Origin of the sequence: Dickeya lacustris (assembly GCF_029635795.1) — a bacterium.
GTDB classification, from domain to species: domain Bacteria; phylum Pseudomonadota; class Gammaproteobacteria; order Enterobacterales; family Enterobacteriaceae; genus Dickeya; species Dickeya lacustris.
Map to the genome: position 1 here is coordinate 1494804 of NZ_CP114280.1, position 23456 is coordinate 1518259.

A 23456-nucleotide genomic window follows, 5' to 3' on the forward strand; every position below is an offset into this window, starting at 1 on the left:
GCGCGCTATTATAGAGAATAGTCAAGCGTGACGAAACCGTTTGCGTAGCGATAGTTAAACTTTGCGGAAAACGTGCGCTTAAACAGTAGCCAAACCAATAACAGTTGCACACTGGCGGTTTGTTAAGCAAAATGCCTCGGCTCTGGGAAAGAACGCATAAAAAACTGCCGAAACAGACAGACAGGCCAACAGGCCGCCGAGAGACAACTCATTGAAGCGTTTAACGATAAATTATTTTTTCATCGGGGTTATCGCTTTGCTGTTAACGCTGGCGCTGTGGCCAAACATTCCCTGGCGCAGCCATTCAGACGATCAGCTAAAGCAGATTCTTTCTCGCGGTGAACTACGAATCAGCACCGTGATATCTCCGTTGACCTATACCCGCAACGAAGGCTCCCCCACCGGACTCGATTATGAACTGGCCAAACGTTTCGCCGATTACCTCGGCGTAAAGCTGGTGGTATCGGTGCGGCAAAATGTCGATGACCTGTTTAACGATCTGGCACGTGACGAAGCTGATTTACTGGCCGCAGGCCTGATTTACAACCGTGAACGGTTAAGCCGTTTTCGCGCGGGGCCGGCGTACTATTCAGTCTCTCAGCAGTTGGTCTATCGCATGGGGACGCCGCGCCCCGGCTCTTTGGATAAGCTTCAAGGTAGCTTAACGATACTGTCCGGCTCCGCCCACGCCACCACCTTGCGCGATTTAAAAACGCAGCAATATCCTCAATTGAATTGGGAACTGACCACCGATCGGTCAGAGCAGGAATTGCTCAAACAGGTCGCAGAAGGAAAACTGGATTACACCATCGCAGACTCCATTACGATTGGCCTGATGCAACGTATCCACCCGCAATTGGCCGTTGCGTTTGATCTCAGTGACGAAGAGCCCGTTACCTGGTATCTCCGCCAGGGGCGCGATGATAGCGTTACCGCCGCGTTGCTGGATTTTTTCAGCCAGTCTGCCGAAGACGGATCGCTGGCGAGGCTGGAAGAGAAATACCTTGGTCATGTCGGCGGCTTTGATTATGTGGACACCACAGTGTTTTTAAGTGCGATAGATAACACTCTGCCGGTTTTTAGGCCGTTATTTGAAAAATATGCCCGAGAAATAGACTGGAAATTGCTGGCGGCCATCTCCTATCAGGAGTCGCACTGGAACCCGCTGGCCACCTCGCCAACCGGCGTGCGCGGGTTGATGATGTTAACCCGGAATACCGCTGAAAGTTTGGATGTCAACGACAGGCTTGACCCGCAAGAGAGTATCCGTGGCGGCGCAAAATACCTCGCCCAAATGGTGCAGCAAGTTCCCTCTTCCATTCCACCGGATGAGCGCATTTGGTTTGCACTGGCGGCCTATAATATGGGATATGCCCACATGATGGATGCGCGAAAATTGACGGAAAAACAACAAGGTAATCCAGACAGTTGGGCGGATGTCAAAATGAGGCTGCCGATGTTGAGTCAAAAACGCTATTACAGCCAAACCGCTAATGGTTATGCGCGTGGTCAGGAAGCGTATAACTATGTGGAGAATATCCGCCGTTATATGGTCAGTCTGGTCGGTTACTTGTCTGAAAAAGAGAGTCGCACTCGTCAGGAACAACTGACGGCCAGCGCCTATCCGGCCGTGCCACCGGACAGGCTCATTGCTCACTCACCCAACTGAAACCTCACCTAACGGAATCAACCGGCTGACTCGCGCGCCGCCCGTCGCGCCTCGCGTTGCTGTTGTCGGCGCATTTTGAAAAAACGGCTGAGTAGCGAGGCACACTCTTCCGCCAAGACCCCAGTGGTAATCTCGATATGATGGTTCATCCCCGGATGGCGCAAAATATCCACCAGTGACCCGGCCGCACCGGTTTTTGCATCTGCGGCACCATAGACCAGACGGCTAATCCGGCTATGGATCATCGCGCCAGCACACATCACGCAAGGCTCAAGCGTAATATAGAGCGTCGTCTCCAACAGGCGATAGTTTTGCAATACTGCGCCCCCTTGCTGTAGGGCCATAATTTCAGCGTGGGCCGTTGGATCATGACGGCCAATCGGGCGATTCCACCCTTCACCGAGAATGCGATCCCCTTGCACCAGCACTGCGCCTACCGGCACTTCGCCCTCATCCCAGGCGCGCTGCGCCAGCATCAGAGCATGCCGCATCCAAAAATCATCGTTCATTGGCTCACTCATGATGTCTTTTGACTCCTCCTGCACTGCGCATCACAAACCTCACGCGTTCTCATCCCCAGCGTTCTCATCACGTAGCGCTTCGCGCAGATAGCCATTACTGGCTTGTAACCGCTGTCTGGCCTGAAGCGCATCACAACCCATTATCACCATCACAATCGCCGGTTTGACGTCATAATCGGTTTGCGCCAGATACTGTTCTGCGCGGTGACGGTCTATTCCTGTGGCATCCATGACAATGCGACAGGCGCGATCCATCAGCTTTACGTTGGTGGCTTTCATGTCCACCATCAGGTTTTGATAAACCTTACCCAGACGCACCATTGCACCGGTAGAAATCATGTTTAAGACCAGCTTCTGCGCGGTTCCAGATTTCAGGCGGGTTGAGCCGGTGAGCACTTCTGCACCCACTTCTGGCGAAATAGCAATGTCGGCCTCCTGCGCAATCGGTGCTTGCGGGTTACAGGAAATTGCCGCCGTACGGCACCCCAGACGACGAGCATAACGCAAACCGCCAATCACATAAGGCGTGCGGCCAGAGGCTGCCAGACCTATCACCATATCGTGCGAATTAAGATTCAGCGCCACCAAATCAGCTTCCCCAAGAGAGGCCGAATCCTCAGCGCCCTCGACCGCTTTTGATAACGCGCCAGGCCCGCCTGCAATGAGCCCCACAACCCTATCCGGCGATACGCCAAAAGTCGGCGGGCATTCAGAGGCATCCAGCACCCCGAGACGCCCGCTGGTGCCTGCGCCTTGATAAATCAGTCTGCCCCCCGCTTTCAGGCTGGCCGCAGCCGCATCGACAGCGAGCGCAATGGCTGGCAGAACCTCGCGGATAGCGAGCGGAACACGCTGATCTTCCTGATTAAACAGCGTGACCATCTCCAGCGTGGATAGCGTATCAAGATGTAATGACGCCGGATTTCGTCGCTCGGAAATCAGCGCCGCCAAAGCTGAGACGCTGTCGTGTTTCTCAGTGTGACTTTCACCCATTTACACTGCACCTTAATTTTATAAATCAAAAAATTGCCTCAATGTTCGTCAGCCAAAGACAGGCTGTTATCTGAGACGCTGTCATATGAGAGGCGGTAGTATGAGAATAATCGTTATACGCCATCCCAATGGGGTATTTGCCCGATGATAACGGCAATACCAGGGCCAGAAATAAAAAAACGGCTTGCAAGGGTCTCCGGCAAGCCGTTGTTTCTACGCGGCAAACATCAGAACATCTTGTCCTCATCTTCCCGGATCAGCGAGTCCAGCCCACCTAATGCTTCACGCGTGCGTGCGCGATCAATAAGTTTTAACTGTGCTGCTGCGGGAAGATCCGTAATGTTGATTTGCCCTTTGGTTATCAAAACCTGAATCAAGTCTTCCAATACCCGAACCATTTCCAGATCGCTACTGCGCAGCCGCTCAATATTCGCCAAAATAGCCTGCTGATTATTAAGCCATGCAATAGCCTCTAACGAGTCATCGGGTAACTGATCACTCATTTCTGGAAACGGCGATGTTTCTACCCTGATTAAATGGCCATTGCTATCACGCAAAATGTAAAACATACCAAGCCCTTTTTATTCACAAAAAGAGAGCCTCCCCGACAGGGCAAGCTCCGTTCCTGATTAGGATATCGTTATGGTACCGCATCTGTGAGGGGCTGAAAAAACATTCCCCTAACCGCACGGTTCATCGGAGTGTGTCATAGCGATGATAGCCTGCACCTTACCGCCTGGCCCGCGAACACCGCCAAGGCAGCAGGCCACAGTGTACCACGCTTTCCTCCTCTTAACGGGCAGGACGTCCCCTCCGTACAGGCCGATTATCAGCATGTCATTTTCACCCGCAGTGAGCAAGACACCCCATAAATGGCCACTGAATTGACTTCACGGCTCGCGTTCACACAGGCAGCGGCCCTCTGCTAAAACCGCCATACTGAATAGCAAATTTGCCCGCTTTTCGCTTTGCACTGGTGGCTATCCGGGCTGCGATTTCTGATTTATCCGGTACGCTTTCGACAATAGGCAAATCAAAGGTTGCGTCCGGTCAGGTTCGCCATGAATAATGTCCGCCGGTTTTAACCTGGAAAACACAACGAAATTCAGCCAGTTTGCTCACTTCAGGCTATTTTTTACCCATACCCATCTTAAAACAGACGATCATAAGAACTGACGATCATCAGAACTAAGGAACGCGCAGCGACATGAATACACATCATGAGCATCCTCCTGGCGGCGAGGCGCATCGCCTTTCGTCGTTACATCACGATCCACGGCTCCGTCATGACGATCCTCTGCTTGATAGTCTGCTAGTGCTCTGCCAGCTACAGGGTAAATCCGTGAGTCGAACGACGCTGACTGCCGGGCTACCGCTGGAAGAGCAGCGCCTTTCGGTTAATTTATTGCCGCGCGCAGCAAAGCGAGCGGGGCTACAGGCTCGCATTCTTAAACGCCCTCTGGATGATATCTCCACCCTGTCACTGCCCGCCATGCTGCTATTACGCGAAGGGCGCGCGGCGATTTTGCTAGGCTGGACGGCTGATGGTTCAGCACGTTTGATGACCGGGGAAACCGAAGGTGGCGAAATTGAGGTTGATCGCAACACGCTACAGCAAAACTACCTCGGATTAGTGCTGTTTGCCCAGCCGACACGCCGTATCGAAACCGCGCGCCCGTCGCACCAGGTTGATAGCCGCCACTGGCTGCGTCATATGCTTGGCTTCTCCCGTGGACTCTATTGGGATGCGCTCGCGGCCAGTCTGTTGATTAATTTTATCGCGGTGTTTATCCCATTGTTCGTGATGCACATCTACGACCGGGTAATGCCGAATCAAACGCTCACATCGCTGTGGGTACTGGCTGGCGGCATCGCTATCGCATTGCTGTTTGATGTGGTGTTACGTACCTTGCGTAGTCTGTGTATTGATAGCGCCAGCCAAAAAACTGACCTGCTCTTTTCCACAGCGCTGTTTGAGCGGGTACTTGGCATGATGTTACAGGCTCGCCCACCAAGAGTCGGCGCGCTGGCACACCAGATCCGAACGTTTCAGACACTGCGTGACACGCTATCTCCTGCGCTATTGGCAACGGTACTCGATCTCCCTTTTATGCTGCTAACGCTTATCTTTTTATGGATCGTCGGCGGCACTCTTGTGTGGGTTCCCTTATTGGCTATTCCGTTTATTTTGGCGATAAATTGGCTCATTCAATCACGCCTCACTCATGCACAAGCGGTGATACAGCAGTTAGCCAACGAGCGTCAGGCCATCCTGACAGAAAGCCTGAATAATCTCGATATGCTCAAAATCCATAATGCGCAGGGTGAAAAGCAATACCAATGGGAACAGACCTGCGCCGAGCTCAATCAGCTCAGTTACCGCCATAGAGCCTGGCATGCGCTGGCGCTCCATCTCACACAATACCTACAGAGTCTTAGCGGCGTGATTGTCATTATCCTCGGTGTCTACCTTTTTCTAGACAGCAAAGTGACACTGGGGGCGTTGATTGCCAGCTACTTATTGACGAATAGGGCGCTACTGACGCTCGAACCGTTATCGGAGTTATTAAACCGCTATCGGCATATCACACTCGCGCTTGAAGATGCCCATCAATTGATACAACTGCCGCAGGAACACAATGCGAGCGCTTACCCACTAAAACGCGAGCGGATTCAAGGCAGCATCGAACTGCGTGACGTGACCTTCAGCTATCCTGAGCAAAAAAATCGGGCACTGATTGATATCAACCTCTCTATCTCGCCCGGTGAGAAAGTGGGGATTATTGGTCGTACCGGTTCAGGCAAGAGTTCGTTGGAAAAACTGGTCGTTAACCTGTACACGCCTACCCACGGCAACGTATTGATTGATGGTCTCGACGCCAGACAACTTGATATGGCTGATTTACGCCACCATGTCGGCTACGTGCCGCAAGATATCCAGCTTTTCCACGGTACATTGCGCGATAACCTGATCTGCGGCGCACGTTACATTGATGACGAAACGATGCTGCGGGTTGCCGAAATTGCGGGAGTCAATGATTTTGCCCGGTTACACCCCGACGGCTATAACCTACAGGTCGGTGAGCGAGGCGCGAATTTATCCGGCGGGCAGCGGCAGGCGGTGGCTATCGCCCGGGCGTTACTGCTCGCCCCCCCCATTTTGATGATGGATGAGCCGACCAGTGCGATGGACAATAACAGCGAAGATCGTTTTAAACAGGCGCTGCACCCGGTTCTCGAAGACAAGACGCTGCTGTTGGTGACGCACCGGGTTTCCATGCTAACACTCGTTGATAGGCTCATTATTCTGGATAAAGGGCGCATTATTGCCGATGGCCCGAAAGCGATTGTTTTGGATGCATTAAAAAAAGGGCAAATCAATGCGTCGCACTAATCGACTCGACTGGATTCGCACCCGTTTTTCCGAACGTCAATACCAGAGCGTGAATGATGTACTGGCAGAACAAAATCGGCGCGAAGATATCCCCGCGCGGCTTCGTCTTTCTACCTGGGTCATCGTGGCTTTCAGCTTATTTTTAATCATCTGGGCTGCGTTTATCGAACTGGATGAAGTGGTGCGCGTAAAAGGAAAAACAGCATACCAATCAAAATATTACAATGTGCAGGCGACACAAGGCGGCGGGCTGAGTGACATCTACGTACACGAAGGACAAATTATCAATACCGGCGACCCGCTAATGCGCCTGGAGAACAATCAGCGCGCACTTTCTGGCACCCACCAAGATAAAACGGATCAGCTCTTTTTGATCATGTCGCCCATTAAAGGGATTATCAGCCGTCTTCTGGTCAATAGCACGACAGAGCAGATTCAACGCGGTCAAACGCTGGCTGAAATCACACCGCTTGATGATAAGTTACTTATCGAAGCACAAGTACGCCCGCAAGATATCGACTTTTTACGCCCAGGCCAGGACGCAACCGTCACCTTTACCGCTTATGACTACACGCTTTACGGCAGTGTAAAAGCCGTCATTGATGTCGTGCAGCCAGAAATGATGACCAGTCCATCAGGAGATAATTTCTACCTCATCAGGCTGCATGCAGAGAAAAACTATCTGGGAAATATCGACAAACCGCTACTGATTCTACCGGGCATGGCCGCCAGCATTGATATCGTCAGCGGAAGAAAAACGCTGCTCAGTTACTTGTTTTTGCCTATCCAACTGGCCAAAAAAGGGGCACTACATGAAAAGTAGCCACGGACTCAAGGCCGTATCAAACTACTGATGTGTATTCAAATCATGATAAATCTGCGTCTGGCTGCGTCCCAGCGACTTCGCCTGATACATTGCCGCGTCAGCATTGATGGCAAGCGTCAGAGAATCGGTACCGTGTTCAGGGTAGAGCGCAATACCGATGCTGCATGAGATATCGAGCTTTTTCCCTTCAATATAAAACGGCTCATTTAACGCGTGATGAATTTTATCTGCCACATACAAGGTGTTCTCCACCTCTTTGATCCCCTGTAGCAAAATAATAAATTCATCACCACTGCGACGGTATACCGTATCCGTTTCACGCACGGCACCACGCATACGGGCGGCTGCCTCTTTGAGTAATAAATCGCCCGTCGCATGGCCAAAAGTGTCATTGATCTGTTTAAATTTGTCCAAATCAAGGAACATCAGCGCAATCTTTCTACCGGTCTGGCGGGAAAGTTGAATAGCCTGCTCCATCTGCTCGGCAAATGTCAGGCCGTTGGCCAGCGAAGTTAATGAGTCATAATGCGCCAACTGGCGATAATGTTCCTCGCTGCGACGCAGCATATCAATTGCGCGGTAGCGTTCTATCGCAACGGACACCAACTGCGCCGACTTCTCGATGGAGGCAATTTCATCCTCAGTCGGCGAATACACCTTGCGGTGGTAAACGCTCAATACACCAAGGATTTCTTTATTTTGGCCAAAAATAGGCTCAGACCAGCAGGAGCGTAGTCCCGCATACAGAGCCAAACCTTTATACAGCGTCCAGTGCGGATGGGTAGAGATATCCTCGGCAATCACTCGTTTACCGCTATACGCGGCTGAACCAAACGAGGCGGCACCATCGGCAATCTTCACGTTGTGAATGGCATTTTTATAAAAACCAGGCAAACTCGGTGCCGAACCAAGCGTCAGACAACGTTTTTCTTTATCGACTAACAAAACAGAACACACAATCCGCCCAGGGTTCTTCTCTTCAACGCTAAAGATGATGGCATCAAGGATGTCCTTCAACGGCGCGCCGCTCGACAGCAGCTCCAATGCACGGTTGTAGGAGTTATCGTGGTGTTCCTGGGTTTTGCGCTCAGTAATATCCATTTTTATGCTGACATACTGAACCGCATCGCTGGCCTTGTTATAAATTTTAACGATACTGGCCTTTTCCCAATACAACTGCCCGTTTTTCTTACGGTTAATAAACTCGCCGTTCCAGATTTCCCCCTTGTTCAGCGTGCTCCATAACTCTTCATAGACGCTGGCATTGGTCATCCCGGAACTTAATATATTTGTCTTACGCCCAATCACTTCTTCGGGCTCATAGCCTGACATCACCGTGAACTGCCGGTTTACATAGACAATCTCACTGCTTTCATTAGCAATCATAATGGATGAAGGGCTGTATTCAGCGGCGAAAAACACCATATTCAGGAAATCCTGCTTTTTTTGCTCGGCGTTGGCTTTTTCCTGAAATTTGCGACTCCTTGCAGAAGAAATACCCAAGAGTACTATTAATAGGGTTATTATAATTTCATACACAATAACACTCTCCTCAGGCTCTAATTGGGCCTGATCGTACAAATCGCATCACTGAAGACGAAAAATCCCGGTAATAACTCCCCTCATATGGGTTTTCAGGGTTGGTGCATTTCCGGAGAGTAGAAAGGATGAATGAAAGAACTATCCAGCTCTGCTGCGGGACAGGTTCATAACCATAAGAACGACAGCATAAAGCCTCCATTATATCGCCGTGTGCAGACCTGAATAATAGATTCAAGAGAATTAGCTTAATCAATTATATTAATGATAGTTATAGACATAAGCCTGGCTAATATTTTGATACAGCTCTTTACAGATTTCGTAGCGCTGTATTTTGACTATCAATTTTTTGTAAGCAAATCAATTATACCGATAAGTCCCACTATTTTAATCAAAAATAGCTATCACCAGCCGTTTTTTGATCGTTGATAGCGAACAAGGTTTTTTTTACCTTTATAAATCAGCAAATTAAATCTAAAAACACCGTCATCTGCTTTGCTTATGACCGGTGCTTTTTTACACGCGTAAGTTAGCAATGCCGTTAAAAAAACGCTACCTTTGCCACATAAAACACTATATTTATATAAAAAACAAGGTATAAAAAATGAAAAGCACAATATTAGCATGCTAATCATTTGTTTAGTACCGTATGTGGCTGAAAGATGAATTTTTAATTTCTTTCCGCTATCAAAATGCAAACGAATCACCGCCGGGCTCAACGCTTTTAGCAGCAGGAGTTCTCATTACAGGGACAGGTAAAGGGATTAGAGTTGGGAAAGAAGAGCATCCAGATTTTCAAAGGGTTGGGGACGGGAGAGAAAATACCCCTGGGCCGCAGATGCAGGAGATTGCCGGACGACATCCCACTCTTCTTGCGTTTCCACACCCTCAATCACCACCTCATTGCAGTATGTTGACAATAACGCGACCAAAGAGGGGAAAAGCTGTTTTCCCTGATCACTTTCCAGCAGCATGATGAACAGTTCACGCGCAATTTTAATGCAGTCATATCTTGCCAGCGGCAAAGAGGAAAAGTTCGCCACGCCGCAGCCAAAATCATCCAACCACAGCTGGCCCGCTTCGGGCAATGTGGCCAACGTATCATTGGGCAGGCTAGCCAAACTCTCTACCAGCTCAAAACGCAACCACGGCATACCGGCAAGTAATCTCTTGGCTTCACGGTTCTCTTGCAATGCCAACAGGGCAACGCCATCAATATTCACCGACGCTCGCAATCCATCACGAACAAAACGCTCATCCCACTGACGCAATAGCTTTAACTGCTCAATTACGATATCTAAGCGCTCATCAACATTAAGGTGGGTAAAGTATATTTCAGGGGAAAGAAACTTTTGCGGCGCGGATGGGTGAAAAACAGCGGTCAATAACTCAATTCCCATTAGCCGACCTGATGTGCGGTAAATGGGTTGAAACCTATAACGTCGGTGACAACAGTGCCAATAATCAGCATCCGTTAACTGTACCTCCCGGGTCAAGGGAGTTTCAGAGCCGGGCTGATTAATATGACTGTTTTGCTGCACTGTATGTCCCGCCATTAAAGGAGATGCTTACATATAAAAGTATACCACATGCACATATGAGTTTATCGCCTCACCTCAGACAAACGGTACTCAGGTTAACTGTAATGTGAATCACAGTACAAAGCGAATATGACGGACACATTGCATGAGAGTTTTTTGTTTTTTTATATCAAAACGCTATGAAAAATTATGCACTGCAATCGCATAATAGTGATTAATACCGTCGTCGTATAGTCTATCAATCAAAAGAATAGACTCTTTTTTTAGGCTTTTCTCGGTTAACGTTGCTCATTTCTTATCAACTCTGTGTAAGCAGCACAGAGACAGGTATAATCTGCAGCTAGTCTATAAAAGGAAAGAAAAGATGGCGCTGCTAATCACCGCTAAATGTATTAACTGCGATATGTGTGAGCCGGAATGTCCCAATCAAGCCATATCGATGGGAAATGAGATATACGAGATTGATCCGTTACGCTGCACTGAATGTGTCGGGCACTATGAGATGCCGACTTGTCAGAAAGTCTGCCCGATTGACAACACCATCCTCAAAGATGCTAACCACCAGGAAAACCACGAACAGCTGTGGGAGAAGTTCGTTTTGTTACACCATGCTGACCAACTGTAATAGCGGTCAGACAGGATGCGCTTTCATTTCCCCTTCAATAATTACCGTCGCGCAGGCATAGAGTCTCTCATCCGCCAGCGACACATGTACCTGCCTAACGCCCATTAATTCAGCCACTTCAGCGGCTCGCGCAAGAAATCGCAAACAGGGTTTACCCAACGGGTCATTCACAACGTCAAACTGCGCAAAAGCCAGAACCACCGCGAATACCGGTGCCAAACGCTTTTGCTGCCGCTTCTTTGACTGCGAAGCGCTTGGCCAAAAACCGGATGGGTTGGGAATGGGCCTGGTATTGCGCCCACTCTTGCTCGCTCAGTACCCGGCGCGCAAGGCGATCGCCGGAACGACCGACGATCGCCTCAATACGGGCGATTTCGACAATATCCGTACCGAGACCCAAAATCGCCATTAGCGACGCGCTTCCCGCATCAGCGTTTTCATTTCCGCTACCGCCGGAGCCAACCCGCTCATCACCGCACGCCCGATAATCGCATGGCCGATATTTAACTCGTGCATTTCCGGTAATGCAGCAATCGGTTGAACATTGTGATAAGTCAGGCCATGGCCTGCATTAACCTTGATGCCGCGAGACGCCGCATAGGTGGCAGCATCACGGATGCGCTCGAATTCTTGTTGCCGGGCCACATCGCTTTGCGCATCGGCATAAGCGCCGGTATGAATTTCAATATAAGGTGCGCCACTGGCAACGGCGGCATCTATCTGCGTGCGATCGGCATCGATAAATAACGAAACCTGAATCCCCGCCTCGCGTAATTGCGTTACCGCCGATGTGATGCGCGCAAGCTGCCCTGCCACATCCAGCCCGCCTTCCGTCGTCACTTCCTGACGTTTTTCCGGCACCAGACAGCAAAAATGCGGTTTCAGCTCACAGGCTATCGCCAGCATTTCATCCGTTACCGCCATCTCCAGATTCATACGAGTCTGAATGGTTTGACGTAGCAAGCGCACATCGCGATCGGTGATATGGCGACGATCTTCACGCAAGTGGACGGTAATGCCATCCGCTCCCGCCTGTTCAGCGACAAATGCCGCCTGAATCGGGTCAGGATACGCGGTACCACGAGCATTACGCAGGGTGGCAATATGATCGATATTTACGCCCAACAACAACTCAGCCATGATCCATCCTTCAATAATTAAGTCTTCGCCGCAGTGTACACCCCGGCCAGCACTGGCGGTACCCAGCCAGTTCTAGATCTTTTCATCCGGCACCGCTTTATAGGGTTTCGGCATAAATTGACGAAACAGCTCGCGACTTTTCAGTGGCTTGCCGCCAAGGTAAGGTTTCAGCGCCATACGCGTAAAACGTTTGGCGGCACGCAACGTATCGATATCGGGAAACTCTCTTGACGCCAGCGCCTGCAATTCACGCCCGGTAAAGCTCACATTATCGACCACCAGACTGGCAATAAAGCCTTTCTCCGAACGGTAACGATAAGTCATGGTATCAGCCACGAGTTCGCCGCTACCGGCACAGTGGAGAAAATCAACGCCATAACCCAGATGTTCCAGCAACGCCAACTCAAAACGACGCAGTGCCGGTTCTGGCGATCCGCTGGTGGCAGCCAGTTGTTGTAAACAGTGGAGATAATCGAAAAACAGCGCGGAGTAATTGGTTTCCAGTTCGAGTACGCGCGTCAGCAGCTCGTTCACATACAAACCGCTATAGAGCAGTGAACCGCTTAACGGCAACGCCAGAGAAACCGGTTCAGCGTTACGCAGCGTTTTCACTTCACCTCGCCCACCCCAGCGTACCAGCAGTGGCGTAAAAGGCTGAAGCGCGCCTTTCAGGCTGGAACGCCGCGCCCGGGCACCTTTTGCCAGCACCCGTACACGGCCTTCATTCTCAGAAAACAGATCCAGCAACAGGCTGGTTTCACTGTAAGGTCGCCCATGTAAGACAAATGCGCGCTGCCAGCCTTCCATCGGCGTGTGCCTTACAGGTCGTCAATGTAACCCAGGCTACGCAGCGCACGCTCATCGTCCGCCCAGCCAGATTTCACTTTCACCCACAATTCCAGATGCACTTTAGCCTCAAACATCTGTTCCATATCCTGACGCGCTTCGATACCGATGGTTTTAATTTTGCTGCCTTTGTTACCAATCACCATCTTTTTCTGACCTTCACGCTCAACCAGAATCAGGCCATTGATGTCGTAACCGCCACGTTCGTTAGCGACAAACCGCTCAATTTCCACCGTCACCGAATACGGCAGCTCTTCGCCCAGAAAACGCATCAGCTTTTCGCGAATGATTTCCGATGCCATGAAACGCTGCGAACGGTCGGTGATATAGTCTTCCGGGAAATGGTGAATGGCCTGTGGCAGATGCTTACGCACAATCGACGCAATGGTATCGACATTCGTGCCCTTTTCCGCAGAGATAGGCACCACATCGAGGAAATTCATCTTTTCACTCAACATTTGGATATGTGGCAACAGCTTCGTTTTATCTGTGACGTTATCCACTTTATTGATAGCCAACAGCACCGGCGTTTTCTGATCGCGCAGCTTGTTCACTACCATTTCATCATCATCAGTCCAGTGGGTGCCTTCCACCACGAAGACGATCAGTTCCACATCACCGATTGAACTGCTGGCCGCACGGTTCATCAGGCGGTTAATCGCGCGCTTCTCTTCGATGTGCAGCCCCGGGGTATCGACATAGATGGCCTGATAGGGCCCTTCGGTGTGAATACCCATAATACGGTGACGGGTTGTCTGCGGTTTGCGGGAGGTGATGGACACCTTTTGCCCCAGCAATTGGTTCAGCAGGGTAGATTTGCCAACGTTCGGTCGGCCAACAATCGCGACAAAGCCGCAGTAGGTCTGTTCTTCGCTCATTCAAGCTCCAGCTTTTTCAGGGCCTGTTCCGCCGCAGCCTGTTCAGCTTTACGACGACTTGACCCGGTACCCACTACCGGCTCGCTAACCCCGCTGACCTGGCAATGAATGGTAAATTCCTGATCGTGCGCCTCACCACGCACCTGCACCACTAAATAGGTGGGTAACGGTAAATGGCGTCCTTGCAGAAATTCCTGCAAACGGGTTTTCGGATCTTTTTGTTTATCGCCCGGGCTAATCTCATCCAAACGGGTTTGATACCATTTTAAAATCATACGCTCGACAGTCTGGATGTTACTGTCCAGAAATACGCCGCCGATGAGCGCTTCAACGGTATCCGCCAAAATGGATTCACGCCGAAAACCACCGCTTTTTAATTCACCGGGGCCAAGGCGCAAACATTCACCCAATTCAAATTCCCGGGCAATTTCAGCCAGTGTATTCCCCCGAACCAACGTTGCACGCATTCGGCTCATATCGCCTTCGTCAACGCGGGGAAAACGGTGGTACAACGCATTAGCTATGACAAAACTCAGGATGGAATCACCGAGGAACTCCAGCCGTTCATTATGTTTACTGCTGGCGCTACGGTGTGTCAGTGCCTGCAATAAAAGATCATATTGTTGGAAAGTATAGCCCAGCTTTTTTTGTAAACGATTTATCAGGATGGGGTTCATGTGCTACCAATAGCTCTATAATGCCTTTTCAAACAACAGCATACGGAACAGCCCTGCCTTGCCACTGAAAAGTCAAAACTGTTTCGTTTGCAGTGGCTCCCGCCCGGGAGCCTGCATTTATTATTCAGAAATATTCTACAACGGAAGTCGCAAATTTGCTGCGAGTTTATTTACATTCAATTAATGAATGCTGCCAATTCGGCTCAATCGCACACCCGTTGGCCACTCGCCTTCCTGTTTTTCAAAGCTCATCCAGATAGCGGTCGCTTTCCCTACCAGATTACGCTCAGGCACAAATCCCCAATATCGGCTATCAGCGCTATTATCACGATTATCTCCCATCATGAAATAATGCCCGGCAGGAACAACCCAGCTTCCCAGCGGTTGACGCGCTTGCTGATAATAAAGCCCTAATTGATCCTGTGCGCCAGGCACCGACAGAATAGGGTGATTAACCTCGCCCAATGATTCCTGGCGTATCGCCATGCGAATGCCTTCACTTTTCTGACCCACAGGAATCTGATAGAAACCGCTGCTCATCTCACGGCCAGCGCCACTGAATGTCTGCACGAAGTCACTGGGTTCAACATTGCTATAAGTGACAGCCAGCGCGCTGTTACACGCGGGTTTATCACCGCATCCTGGCTGGATAGTGACCTGTTTGGCGATTGGATCGTAGCTGACGCGATCGCCCGGTAAACCCACCGCTCGCTTAATGTAATCAAGGCGCGGATTTTCTGGATATTTAAACACCACGATATCGCCGCGCTGCGGGTGCCCCGTTTCAATTAACGTGGTTTGCGTGATGGGATCTTTGATGCCATAGGCAAATTTCTCCACCAAAATGAAGTCGCCTATTAATAAGGTTGGCATCATCGAACCCGACGGAATCTGGAACGGTTCAAGAATGAAAGAACGCACCACAAACACCAGCGCCAGCACCGGAAACACCGACGCGACAGTCTCAACCCAACTGGGTTGTTTCAGACCATTGTCATCGATACTCCCCGCCTGCTGGCTGACCGCAGCGGCTTTGGCACGCCGGGCTGGTGCCCACTTAAAGCGCTCAAGACACCAGACCAAACCTGTCACCAGCGTTGCCAGTGCCAAAATCAGGGCGAACATATTGGCCATGCAAACTCCTCAGGATTTATTTGCTTTCTTTGCCGACATGCAGAATGGCTAAAAACGCTTCCTGCGGCAGTTCAACGTTCCCTACCTGCTTCATGCGCTTCTTCCCGTCCTTCTGTTTTTGCAGCAGTTTTTTCTTACGGCTAACGTCACCGCCATAGCACTTCGCCAGCACGTTCTTACGCAGCTGTTTCACGGTGGAACGGGCGATAATGTGGTTGCCAATTGCCGCCTGAATCGCAATGTCAAACTGCTGACGCGGGATCAGGTCTTTCATTTTCTCTACCAGATCACGGCCACGATACATCGAGTTATCGCGGTGCGTGATAAGCGCCAACGCATCCACGCGTTCGCCATTGATCAGTACGTCAACACGCACCATATCGGACGCCTGGAAACGCTTAAAGCCGTAATCCAATGATGCATAACCACGCGATGTCGATTTGAGGCGGTCAAAGAAGTCGAGCACCACTTCTGCCATCGGAATGTCATACGTCAACGCAACCTGATTACCGTGATAGACCATATTGGTCTGCACACCGCGTTTTTCCACACACAGGGTAATCACGTTGCCGAGGTACTCTTGCGGCAACAGCATATGACATTCAGCTATCGGCTCACGCAACTCTTCAATGTTGTTGACCGGCGGCAATTTGGATGGACTATCGACGTAGACAATCTCATTGCTGGTCGTCTTCACCTCATACACCACCGTCGGGGCCGTCGTAATAAGGTCAAGATCATATTCACGCTCCAGGCGCTCCTGAATGATCTCCATGTGCAAAAGCCCCAAGAAACCACAGCGGAAACCGAAGCCCAATGCGGTTGAACTCTCTGGCTCATAAAACAGCGAGGCGTCATTCAGGCTCAGTTTGCCTAGTGCATCACGAAATGCTTCGTAATCATCAGAGCTTATCGGGAACAGCCCGGCATAAACCTGAGGTTTTACTTTTTTGAATCCGGGCAGCGGCGTCTCAGCGGGTTTACGCGCCAGCGTTAACGTATCCCCCACCGGGGCACCCAGAATGTCTTTGATGGCGCATACCAACCAGCCCACTTCGCCGCATTGTAATACATCGCGATCAAGCTGTTTCGGCGTAAAAATACCCAAACGTTCGGCGTTATACACCTGACCGGTGCTCATCACTTTAACTTTATCGCCTTTACGCAGCGTACCGTTCTTAATACGGATAAGCGAAACCACGCCCAGATAATTATCAAACCAGGAGTCGATGATAAGCGCCTGTAACGGTGCTTCCGGGTCGCCTTGCGGCGCTGGAATTTCCCGCACCAGACGCTCGAGAACATCAGGCACCCCAACGCCGGTTTTAGCGGAACAACGCACAGCGTCAGTCGCATCAATCCCGACGATATCTTCAATTTCCTGGCTTACACGATCGGGATCGGCGGCTGGCAGGTCAATTTTGTTCAGAACCGGCACCACTTCCAGATCCATTTCAAGCGCGGTGTAGCAGTTAGCCAGCGTTTGAGCCTCTACGCCCTGTCCGGCATCCACCACCAGCAACGCCCCTTCACAGGCCGCCAGTGAACGTGAAACCTCATAAGAGAAGTCAACGTGCCCTGGGGTATCGATGAAGTTCAACTGATAGACCTGACCATCAGAGGCCTTAAAATCCAGCGTAACGCTTTGTGCCTTAATCGTAATACCGCGCTCGCGCTCCAGATCCATGGAGTCCAGCACTTGCGCCTCCATTTCCCGTTCAGACAAACCACCGCAAATTTGAATAATGCGGTCAGAGAGCGTCGACTTACCGTGGTCGATGTGAGCAATAATGGAGAAATTTCGTATATGCTTCATTATAAAAGTTTTTCTACCTTGGTATTTCTGAATTTTTGCCGAACGGCATGCGCAATGTGATGACAGTCATAGCCACTGTCATATCCTGAATCGCAGCATTCTACATGCCAGACGGTGTAAAACCTAGTCATGACGCACCGAATCAATGGGCTGGTTATCGCTACGTTGCAGATAAAAGGGTGAATTCAGGAGTGAAAAACGATGAATTGCGATGATAAAAACAATATATCAATGAGTTAGCGCTATACCTCATGAGGCAGCTACACCTGTGTGCTGTGCGCTGCGCGGTTCTGTCACCAGGGCGACTTGCAAGATAACCGGCTGATAGCGTGGATTGTTCGCCATTGATGGTGAAAAATACTTTAGCAGGCCAAAACTCACGCTAATCCCAAGAAGAGCGCCAGTCACGGCAGCAAGCTCGCTGGTCAGCCAGTATTGAAACAGCATTGCACCCAGCATCAAGCCAAGTAACGGCACCAGATACACCAGCATGGCAGAGCGCAACAAGCTGGCCTCAGCCAATCCGATTTCGACACGCTGGCCAGGCTGTAATGGATGTGGATAGCGCAGCGACAGCTGATGTACAACCGGGCCACCCACTTTACTTAACACGCCGTTTCCACACGAAGAGCGCGATTGACATCCCTGGCAGCCAGACTGCTGTTCACAGCGTAAAACGACAACGCCATCTTGCCATGACTCGACCGTCGCCCACTCTTTAATCATTGTTGCACCTTAAAGATGACGTTATCGGCAATGCGTTTCGCTGTCACCAAAGGCAGCTCGCCAATAACAGTAATTTCACGATTATCCCGGACTTCAGTATGTATAGACTTACGCCCCAACGAGGCGTTTTGATCAGGATGGTTCTCCCCAAGCGGGCTGACATTGACTGAAAAACTAAACAGCCCATCGCTGTAAAAGCGCGATTCGGCAAGTCCTGTCACACCGGGGAGCGGGCGCTGACTTCTCGATACCTCTTCCATCCCTACAGGCAGCCATTCAGCCACCCAGTTAAAATCCGCCGTCGAATTCACCGGCACACTCAGTAACGGCGGTGAGCCTACTTTGTCCATCGGCTTCATCGCTGCCGCCACACTCGGATCAACTGTGATAGAAATAGCGCGATACTGCTCAAGCAGCTCGCCACTTTGATCGAGTAAATCAACCCGCAGCGGCAAACGCGACTCCGCATCAAGACAAACGATGTAACTAAAACGCGTACCATCACGGGATACCACACGCACCACATCCCCCTGACGATCGGCAAGACGGATACGGCCGGTTGGAATGAAGTCGTAATAGGCCGCTAACCGCGCAATGTCGGCAAAAATCAGTGCCGGTAATGCATCAACAATGTGATCGCCGGATAGGGTAAAAGGCTCGGCGTCCGACTCAAAATAACTGATATCGTTTCCGCGCTGGATAACCTCACGTTTCGGGCCATCCAAGTGAACCAGCTCTGCAAATGTTTCACCATCTTGCTGCGCGTGACGATAGCGGAGCGACTCAACACCTTGCCGTGAGACATTGATGTAGTAAATTTCGTACGCCAGAGAACGTCCAACGGTACTCATTTGCTGCAACAACGCCCCGGAATCACTTGCCGGGGCGAGGGAGGAATAAGACAGGCCACTCAGCAATAGACTGGCGGCCAACCAAAAGCGCTTCATTACTGCGGTTGAATTCCTAATGACTGGGTTCCGGGAACCTGAACGGCGGCCTGTTGCTGGCCCCCTTGCTGTTGCAATTGAAGCTGATCAGAATGCACCCGACGCTGCAACTCATAATCCTGCAACAACGCATTGATGCGCTCGTGTTGCGCCTGCATCTGGCGCTGCCCCGCGTGCGCTACGCTGTTTTCAGCAGGTACACTCAGGCTAACCGGCGATGCCGAACCGCCGCTCCCCATCACTGGCAACGTTCCTAATGCCGGCGTATTTTCCGCCACGCCACTGTCGCTGACGGCGTTATTTTGCTGGTAGTGCTGAACCCCGACAATCACTGCCAGCGAAACACAGGCCGCAATACCAATCTGGGCCAAATGACCGGCCAGAGGGCGAATCGAATTCCAGAACGGCAACGCCTGCCAGCTACGAGGATGAGGTTGGGATTCCGGTACGGCTTTCGGGTTGAATTGAACCGGCTCGTGCTCAAGGGCTGCCGCTACGCGCGCGGCAATATCGACATGCATCAGCGATTCGCTGACATCACCACGCAACGTATCGCGTACCAGATGATAACGCTGCCAGTCCTGCTGCAATTTCTCGTCGCTCAGTAGTGCGCCAAGCACACCCTGCTCAACAACCTCACCATCCATCAAAGCGGAAAGTTTCTCTTTCTGCATAACTCACCTTACCTTGTCAAACCCGTCATGAGTAACGTTAAGAACAAGCTAACGCTGAATAAGCGGTTGCACTTTGTTATCAATCGCTTCCCGTGCGCGGAATATTCGCGAACGGACAGTACCGACCGGGCAATCCATGATGTCGGCAATTTCCTCATAGCTCAACCCATCCAGTTCACGCAACGTGATTGCCAGGCGTAAATCTTCAGGCAATGACTCGATAGTATGGAAAACGATCCGTCGTAACTCCTCAGACAACATTAAGTTCTCAGGGTTCGATATTTCTTTCAATGCGCTGGCATTGTCATAATTTTCAGCATCATTGGCATCAACATCGCTCGACGGAGGGCGTCGCCCCTGGGCCACCAGATAATTCTTTGCCGTATTGACGGCAATGCGGTACAGCCAGGTATAAAAAGCACTCTCGCCTCGAAAGGATTCAAGGGCGCGATAAGCTTTAATAAATGACTCTTGCGCGACATCAGGTACGTCCCCGGCAGGGACATAACGCGACACCAGGCTCGCCACTTTATGCTGGTAGCGGACGACCAGTAAATTAAATGCTTTGCTGTCGCCTTTTTGTACTCGCTCAACCAGCACCTGATCCGCTAACTGCTCGCTCATCCGAGATAGTGTCTCCCCAAAACCGTGTTTCCACGCCTAAGTCAAGTACTGCCAGCCATATCTGAAATTGAGCAAGCACTGGCTTTGAGTGCTGTTATGCCCAAGAGTTCCATTTGAAAAAGCAGGTTTTACGTTTTATTTAGTCGTTATCACATCGTAAAAGAATGATTTGGCTCTCAAGTCAGTGAACCCGCTCCCGCCAAAATCATACGTTAAAACCCCAACGCTGGCACCTCGTTCTGTCACTGCGTACTTTTTTGTTTAATTTGCTAAACAAAAAAGTAAGAAATCAACCATCACTGTGCTAGATTCTTTATTACTGTTTTATAAATTAAACATTATAGCCATGAACGACTCTTCCACAGCGTATCAATGTGACGTCCTGATTATCGGTAGCGGCGCAGCTGGCCTCTCTCTGGCTCTGCGGCTGGCCTCTCACGCCAGCGTTTTAGTGCTAAGTAAAGGCCCGCTAAGTGAAAGCGCAACCTTCTATGCCCAAGGCGGTATTGCTGCGGTGTTTGATGAAACGGACAGTATTGAGGCGCATATCGAAGACACGCTGATTGCCGGAGATGGCTTATGCGATCGTCATGCGGTCTCGTTTATAGCCCGAAACGCTCGCCCGTGCGTGCAGTGGCTTATCGATCAGGGCGTCTTGTTCGATACAGAAACCGCGCCACACGGCGAAGCACGCTACCATCTAACGCGCGAAGGCGGTCATAGCCATCGCCGTATTCTGCATGCTGCTGATGCCACTGGCAAAGCGGTGGAAACCACGTTGGTCAGCAAAGCGCGCCAGCATCCCAACATCACGCTGCTGGAGCGCTGTAATGCCGTCGATCTTATCACGTCCAGCAAGCTCGGCCTGCCGGGTCATAAACGGGTTGTCGGTGCTTATATTTGGAACCGTGAACGCGAACGGGTAGAAGCCTGCGCCGCTAAAACGGTGGTGCTGGCTACCGGCGGTGCCGCCAAAGTGTATCAATACACCACGAACCCTGATATCTCCTCGGGTGATGGCATCGCAATGGCCTGGCGCGCTGGCTGCCGTGTTGCCAACATGGAATTTAATCAATTTCACCCAACCTGCCTTTACCACCCGCAGGCGCGTAATTTCCTACTGACGGAAGCGCTACGCGGCGAAGGCGCATTTCTGAAACGGCCGGATGGCAGCCGCTTTATGCCGGAGTTTGATGCGCGGGCCGAGCTGGCGCCGCGCGATGTGGTCGCCCGGGCTATCGACCATGAAATGAAGCGGCTGGGCGCAGACTGTATGTATCTGGATATCAGCCACAAACCGGCTGATTTTATTAGGCAACATTTTCCAACTATCTATGAAAAACTGCTGTCACTGGGTATTGATTTAACGCGTGAAGCGGTGCCTATTGTGCCTGCGGCACATTACACCTGTGGCGGCGTCGTCGTCGATGAGCAAGGCCGAACCGACCTTGACGGCCTGTATGCCATCGGCGAGGTCAGCTATACCGGCTTGCACGGTGCTAACCGCATGGCCTCCAACTCGCTGCTCGAATGCCTGGTGTACGGTTGGTCAGCCAGTGAGGATATTCTGCGTTGTTTAGCGGAAAAAACCGCTGTGAACACGTTGCCGGAGTGGGATGAAAGCCAGGTGGAAGACTCAGATGAAAAGGTGGTGATTCAACATAACTGGCACGAATTGCGGCTATTTATGTGGGACTACGTCGGCATTGTGCGCACCACAAAGCGGCTAGAGCGTGCGTTACGGCGCATTCAACTATTACAGCAAGAGATTCATGAATATTACGCACACTTTCGCATTTCCAATAATCTGCTGGAATTGCGTAACCTGGCGCAGGTGGCTGAATTAATCGTTCGTTGCGCGCTGGCGCGTAAAGAGAGCCGAGGGTTGCACTATACGCTCGATTACCCGGAAAAAGCTGAGAATCCGCAGCCGACGATCCTTCATCCCTGAGTGTTCACGTCGGCGATTGGCCCGGCCATCGTGTCGGGCTTTCTCAGCGCACAACCATTACATCGGCAGATAAAACATTACATCGACAGATAAAACGCCTGCGTTAGCGCCCGAAACGGCGCTGAGTATTGTCGTGGTTCATCCCGAATCACCAGCGTAGCGCGTGTTAACGTTACCGGTTCACGAACGAGCGTAAGCAACACCCGATTGAACGGACGCGAGGGGTTATCCGCAACGTCAACCCACTGCCCGGCATACCAGCCACGCTGCTGTGCTAACGTCACGAAAGGCTGCGCCACCTGTATCGGCAGCACCAGACAAAATCGCCCTTCAGAGAGCAGTAAACGCTCTGCCGACTGCAACAGTGTCTGATGAGGTAGTGTCGTGGTGTAACGAGCGGCTGCACGTTGTTCATCACCACAAGGCACGCCGGGTGAAAAATAGGGCGGGTTACTGACAATCAACGAATAACGTGACATCGTTTGCGCCGCATAGTGCTGGATATCCTGCTGATGAATGTTTATTCGGTGCGCCCACGCAGATGCAGCAACATTTTCACGCGCCTGCTGACTGGCCGCACCATCCAGCTCAACGCCATCAATCAGCACATGATCATCGCTGCGCTGCGCCAGCATCAAAGCGATCAACCCCGATCCGCAGCCGATATCCAAAACCCGAGACTCATCGCACAAAGGCGTCCAGGCACCTAATAACACGCCATCTGTGCCCACTTTCATGGCACAGCGATCGTGGGCGACAAAAAACTGTTTGAAAGTAAATCCCCCGGCGCGACGTGCCGGTGTATGCTGCGAGGACATGATTGTTACGCCATAGATAACCAAACCGACGGTAGCATAGGAGAAACCCCGCTCGGGGAAAAGCGGCTAATACCGCCGAAACAGATGAACAACCCTACTAATGCGTCTATAATCAGC

Annotated in this window: 22 protein-coding genes and 1 pseudogene; 5 read left to right on the forward strand and 18 right to left on the reverse strand. The window is 51.1% G+C overall.

Going from position 1 to position 23456, the window contains the following annotated elements:
- Positions 1-211 precede the first annotated feature (211 nt).
- Positions 212-1669: a membrane-bound lytic murein transglycosylase MltF gene (mltF, locus tag O1Q98_RS06635; RefSeq protein ID WP_125260325.1), complete on the forward strand. Its 1458-nt coding sequence runs from the start codon at positions 212-214 to the stop codon at positions 1667-1669.
- A gap of 17 nt (positions 1670-1686) precedes the next feature.
- Here mltF and tadA read toward each other — a convergent pair whose 3' ends face one another.
- From tadA to O1Q98_RS06650, 3 genes are all read right to left on the reverse strand, one after another.
- Entirely contained in the window at positions 1687-2190 is a 504-nt protein-coding gene (gene tadA / locus O1Q98_RS06640) for a tRNA adenosine(34) deaminase TadA (protein ID WP_125260326.1), read from the reverse strand.
- Between the two features lie 39 nt (positions 2191-2229).
- Positions 2230-3183 (reverse strand): N-acetylmuramic acid 6-phosphate etherase, encoded by a 954-nt coding sequence (murQ, locus tag O1Q98_RS06645; protein ID WP_125260327.1) that lies wholly within the window; start codon positions 3181-3183, stop codon positions 2230-2232.
- A 227-nt stretch (positions 3184-3410) separates the two neighbouring features.
- Entirely contained in the window at positions 3411-3752 is a 342-nt protein-coding gene (locus O1Q98_RS06650) for a tryptophan synthase subunit beta (protein WP_125260328.1), read from the reverse strand.
- Positions 3753-4390: 638 nt separating this feature from the next.
- Between O1Q98_RS06650 and O1Q98_RS06655 the strand changes: the two genes are divergently transcribed.
- On the forward strand, positions 4391-6577 hold the full coding sequence (locus O1Q98_RS06655; protein ID WP_125260329.1) for a type I secretion system permease/ATPase: 2187 nt from the start codon (positions 4391-4393) through the stop codon (positions 6575-6577).
- Positions 6564-7400: a beta-barrel domain-containing protein gene (locus tag O1Q98_RS06660; protein ID WP_125260330.1), complete on the forward strand. Its 837-nt coding sequence runs from the start codon at positions 6564-6566 to the stop codon at positions 7398-7400. Before O1Q98_RS06655 ends, O1Q98_RS06660 begins: the two co-directional genes overlap by 14 nt.
- A gap of 24 nt (positions 7401-7424) precedes the next feature.
- Here O1Q98_RS06660 and O1Q98_RS06665 read toward each other — a convergent pair whose 3' ends face one another.
- From O1Q98_RS06665 to pdeH, 3 genes are all read right to left on the reverse strand, one after another.
- On the reverse strand, positions 7425-8942 hold the full coding sequence (locus O1Q98_RS06665; protein ID WP_125260331.1) for a sensor domain-containing protein: 1518 nt from the start codon (positions 8940-8942) through the stop codon (positions 7425-7427).
- A gap of 404 nt (positions 8943-9346) precedes the next feature.
- On the reverse strand, positions 9347-9649 hold the full coding sequence (locus tag O1Q98_RS06670) for a hypothetical protein (RefSeq protein ID WP_164513021.1): 303 nt from the start codon (positions 9647-9649) through the stop codon (positions 9347-9349).
- A gap of 57 nt (positions 9650-9706) precedes the next feature.
- Positions 9707-10498: a cyclic-guanylate-specific phosphodiesterase gene (pdeH, locus tag O1Q98_RS06675; protein ID WP_125260332.1), complete on the reverse strand. Its 792-nt coding sequence runs from the start codon at positions 10496-10498 to the stop codon at positions 9707-9709.
- Between the two features lie 349 nt (positions 10499-10847).
- Here pdeH and O1Q98_RS06680 point away from each other — a divergent pair, with 349 nt between their 5' ends.
- Positions 10848-11108 carry a YfhL family 4Fe-4S dicluster ferredoxin gene (locus O1Q98_RS06680; protein WP_125260333.1) on the forward strand — a complete coding sequence of 87 codons (261 nt, stop codon included), beginning with the start codon at positions 10848-10850 and terminating at the stop codon, positions 11106-11108.
- 6 nt (positions 11109-11114) lie between these two features.
- Here O1Q98_RS06680 and acpS read toward each other — a convergent pair.
- From acpS to rpoE, 11 genes and pseudogenes are all read right to left on the reverse strand, one after another.
- A pseudogene (gene acpS, locus O1Q98_RS06685) lies at positions 11115-11517 on the reverse strand (holo-ACP synthase).
- Positions 11517-12248 (reverse strand): pyridoxine 5'-phosphate synthase, encoded by a 732-nt coding sequence (gene pdxJ / locus O1Q98_RS06690; RefSeq protein ID WP_125260335.1) that lies wholly within the window; start codon positions 12246-12248, stop codon positions 11517-11519. Before pdxJ ends, acpS begins: the two are co-directional and overlap by 1 nt.
- 72 nt (positions 12249-12320) lie before the next feature.
- The gene (recO, locus tag O1Q98_RS06695) at positions 12321-13055 is read right to left on the reverse strand and encodes a DNA repair protein RecO (RefSeq protein WP_125260336.1); all 735 of its coding nucleotides are present in this window, start codon (positions 13053-13055) and stop codon (positions 12321-12323) included.
- A gap of 11 nt (positions 13056-13066) precedes the next feature.
- Positions 13067-13972: a GTPase Era gene (gene era, locus O1Q98_RS06700; RefSeq protein ID WP_125260337.1), complete on the reverse strand. Its 906-nt coding sequence runs from the start codon at positions 13970-13972 to the stop codon at positions 13067-13069.
- Positions 13969-14649 (reverse strand): ribonuclease III, encoded by a 681-nt coding sequence (gene rnc, locus O1Q98_RS06705; protein ID WP_125260338.1) that lies wholly within the window; start codon positions 14647-14649, stop codon positions 13969-13971. Before rnc ends, era begins: the two co-directional genes overlap by 4 nt.
- A 180-nt stretch (positions 14650-14829) precedes the next feature.
- The gene (gene lepB / locus O1Q98_RS06710) at positions 14830-15783 is read right to left on the reverse strand and encodes a signal peptidase I (RefSeq protein ID WP_125260339.1); all 954 of its coding nucleotides are present in this window, start codon (positions 15781-15783) and stop codon (positions 14830-14832) included.
- Between the two features lie 16 nt (positions 15784-15799).
- The gene (gene lepA, locus O1Q98_RS06715; RefSeq protein ID WP_125260340.1) at positions 15800-17599 is read right to left on the reverse strand and encodes a translation elongation factor 4; all 1800 of its coding nucleotides are present in this window, start codon (positions 17597-17599) and stop codon (positions 15800-15802) included.
- A 249-nt stretch (positions 17600-17848) separates the two neighbouring features.
- Entirely contained in the window at positions 17849-18325 is a 477-nt protein-coding gene (gene rseC, locus O1Q98_RS06720; RefSeq protein ID WP_125260341.1) for a SoxR-reducing system protein RseC, read from the reverse strand.
- A complete protein-coding gene (gene rseB, locus O1Q98_RS06725) occupies positions 18322-19272 on the reverse strand; it encodes a sigma-E factor regulatory protein RseB (protein WP_125260342.1) in 951 nt (316 codons plus the stop codon). Before rseB ends, rseC begins: the two co-directional genes overlap by 4 nt.
- Complete coding sequence (gene rseA / locus O1Q98_RS06730) at positions 19272-19946, reverse strand: anti-sigma-E factor RseA (RefSeq protein WP_125260343.1); 675 nt, start codon at positions 19944-19946, stop codon at positions 19272-19274. Before rseA ends, rseB begins: the two co-directional genes overlap by 1 nt.
- Before the next feature lie 48 nt (positions 19947-19994).
- Positions 19995-20570 (reverse strand): RNA polymerase sigma factor RpoE, encoded by a 576-nt coding sequence (gene rpoE, locus O1Q98_RS06735; protein ID WP_125260344.1) that lies wholly within the window; start codon positions 20568-20570, stop codon positions 19995-19997.
- 346 nt (positions 20571-20916) lie between these two features.
- On the opposite strand from rpoE, the gene nadB reads away from it, so the two are divergent.
- Positions 20917-22521, forward strand: a complete 1605-nt coding sequence (nadB, locus tag O1Q98_RS06740; protein ID WP_125260345.1) for an L-aspartate oxidase — start codon at positions 20917-20919, stop codon at positions 22519-22521.
- 77 nt (positions 22522-22598) lie between these two features.
- On the opposite strand, the gene trmN is transcribed toward nadB, so the two are convergent.
- Positions 22599-23339: a tRNA(1)(Val) (adenine(37)-N(6))-methyltransferase TrmN gene (gene trmN, locus O1Q98_RS06745; protein ID WP_125260346.1), complete on the reverse strand. Its 741-nt coding sequence runs from the start codon at positions 23337-23339 to the stop codon at positions 22599-22601.
- Positions 23340-23456: the final 117 nt, after the last annotated feature.

Excerpts from the sequence above, each read along its gene's own strand:
- tadA (WP_125260326.1), bottom strand. The coding sequence starts at position 2,190 with ATGAGTGAGCCAATGAACGATGATTTTTGGATGCGGCATGCTCTGATG.
- murQ (WP_125260327.1), bottom strand. The coding sequence starts at position 3,183 with ATGGGTGAAAGTCACACTGAGAAACACGACAGCGTCTCAGCTTTGGCG.
- O1Q98_RS06650 (WP_125260328.1), bottom strand. The coding sequence starts at position 3,752 with ATGTTTTACATTTTGCGTGATAGCAATGGCCATTTAATCAGGGTAGAA.
- O1Q98_RS06655 (WP_125260329.1), top strand. The coding sequence starts at position 4,391 with ATGAATACACATCATGAGCATCCTCCTGGCGGCGAGGCGCATCGCCTT.
- O1Q98_RS06660 (WP_125260330.1), top strand. The coding sequence starts at position 6,564 with ATGCGTCGCACTAATCGACTCGACTGGATTCGCACCCGTTTTTCCGAA.
- pdeH (WP_125260332.1), bottom strand. The coding sequence starts at position 10,498 with ATGGCGGGACATACAGTGCAGCAAAACAGTCATATTAATCAGCCCGGC.
- O1Q98_RS06680 (WP_125260333.1), top strand. The coding sequence starts at position 10,848 with ATGGCGCTGCTAATCACCGCTAAATGTATTAACTGCGATATGTGTGAG.
- pdxJ (WP_125260335.1), bottom strand. The coding sequence starts at position 12,248 with ATGGCTGAGTTGTTGTTGGGCGTAAATATCGATCATATTGCCACCCTG.
- recO (WP_125260336.1), bottom strand. The coding sequence starts at position 13,055 with ATGGAAGGCTGGCAGCGCGCATTTGTCTTACATGGGCGACCTTACAGT.
- era (WP_125260337.1), bottom strand. The coding sequence starts at position 13,972 with ATGAGCGAAGAACAGACCTACTGCGGCTTTGTCGCGATTGTTGGCCGA.
- rnc (WP_125260338.1), bottom strand. The coding sequence starts at position 14,649 with ATGAACCCCATCCTGATAAATCGTTTACAAAAAAAGCTGGGCTATACT.
- lepB (WP_125260339.1), bottom strand. The coding sequence starts at position 15,783 with ATGGCCAATATGTTCGCCCTGATTTTGGCACTGGCAACGCTGGTGACA.
- lepA (WP_125260340.1), bottom strand. The coding sequence starts at position 17,599 with ATGAAGCATATACGAAATTTCTCCATTATTGCTCACATCGACCACGGT.
- rseC (WP_125260341.1), bottom strand. The coding sequence starts at position 18,325 with ATGATTAAAGAGTGGGCGACGGTCGAGTCATGGCAAGATGGCGTTGTC.
- rseB (WP_125260342.1), bottom strand. The coding sequence starts at position 19,272 with ATGAAGCGCTTTTGGTTGGCCGCCAGTCTATTGCTGAGTGGCCTGTCT.
- rseA (WP_125260343.1), bottom strand. The coding sequence starts at position 19,946 with ATGCAGAAAGAGAAACTTTCCGCTTTGATGGATGGTGAGGTTGTTGAG.
- rpoE (WP_125260344.1), bottom strand. The coding sequence starts at position 20,570 with ATGAGCGAGCAGTTAGCGGATCAGGTGCTGGTTGAGCGAGTACAAAAA.
- nadB (WP_125260345.1), top strand. The coding sequence starts at position 20,917 with ATGAACGACTCTTCCACAGCGTATCAATGTGACGTCCTGATTATCGGT.
- trmN (WP_125260346.1), bottom strand. The coding sequence starts at position 23,339 with ATGTCCTCGCAGCATACACCGGCACGTCGCGCCGGGGGATTTACTTTC.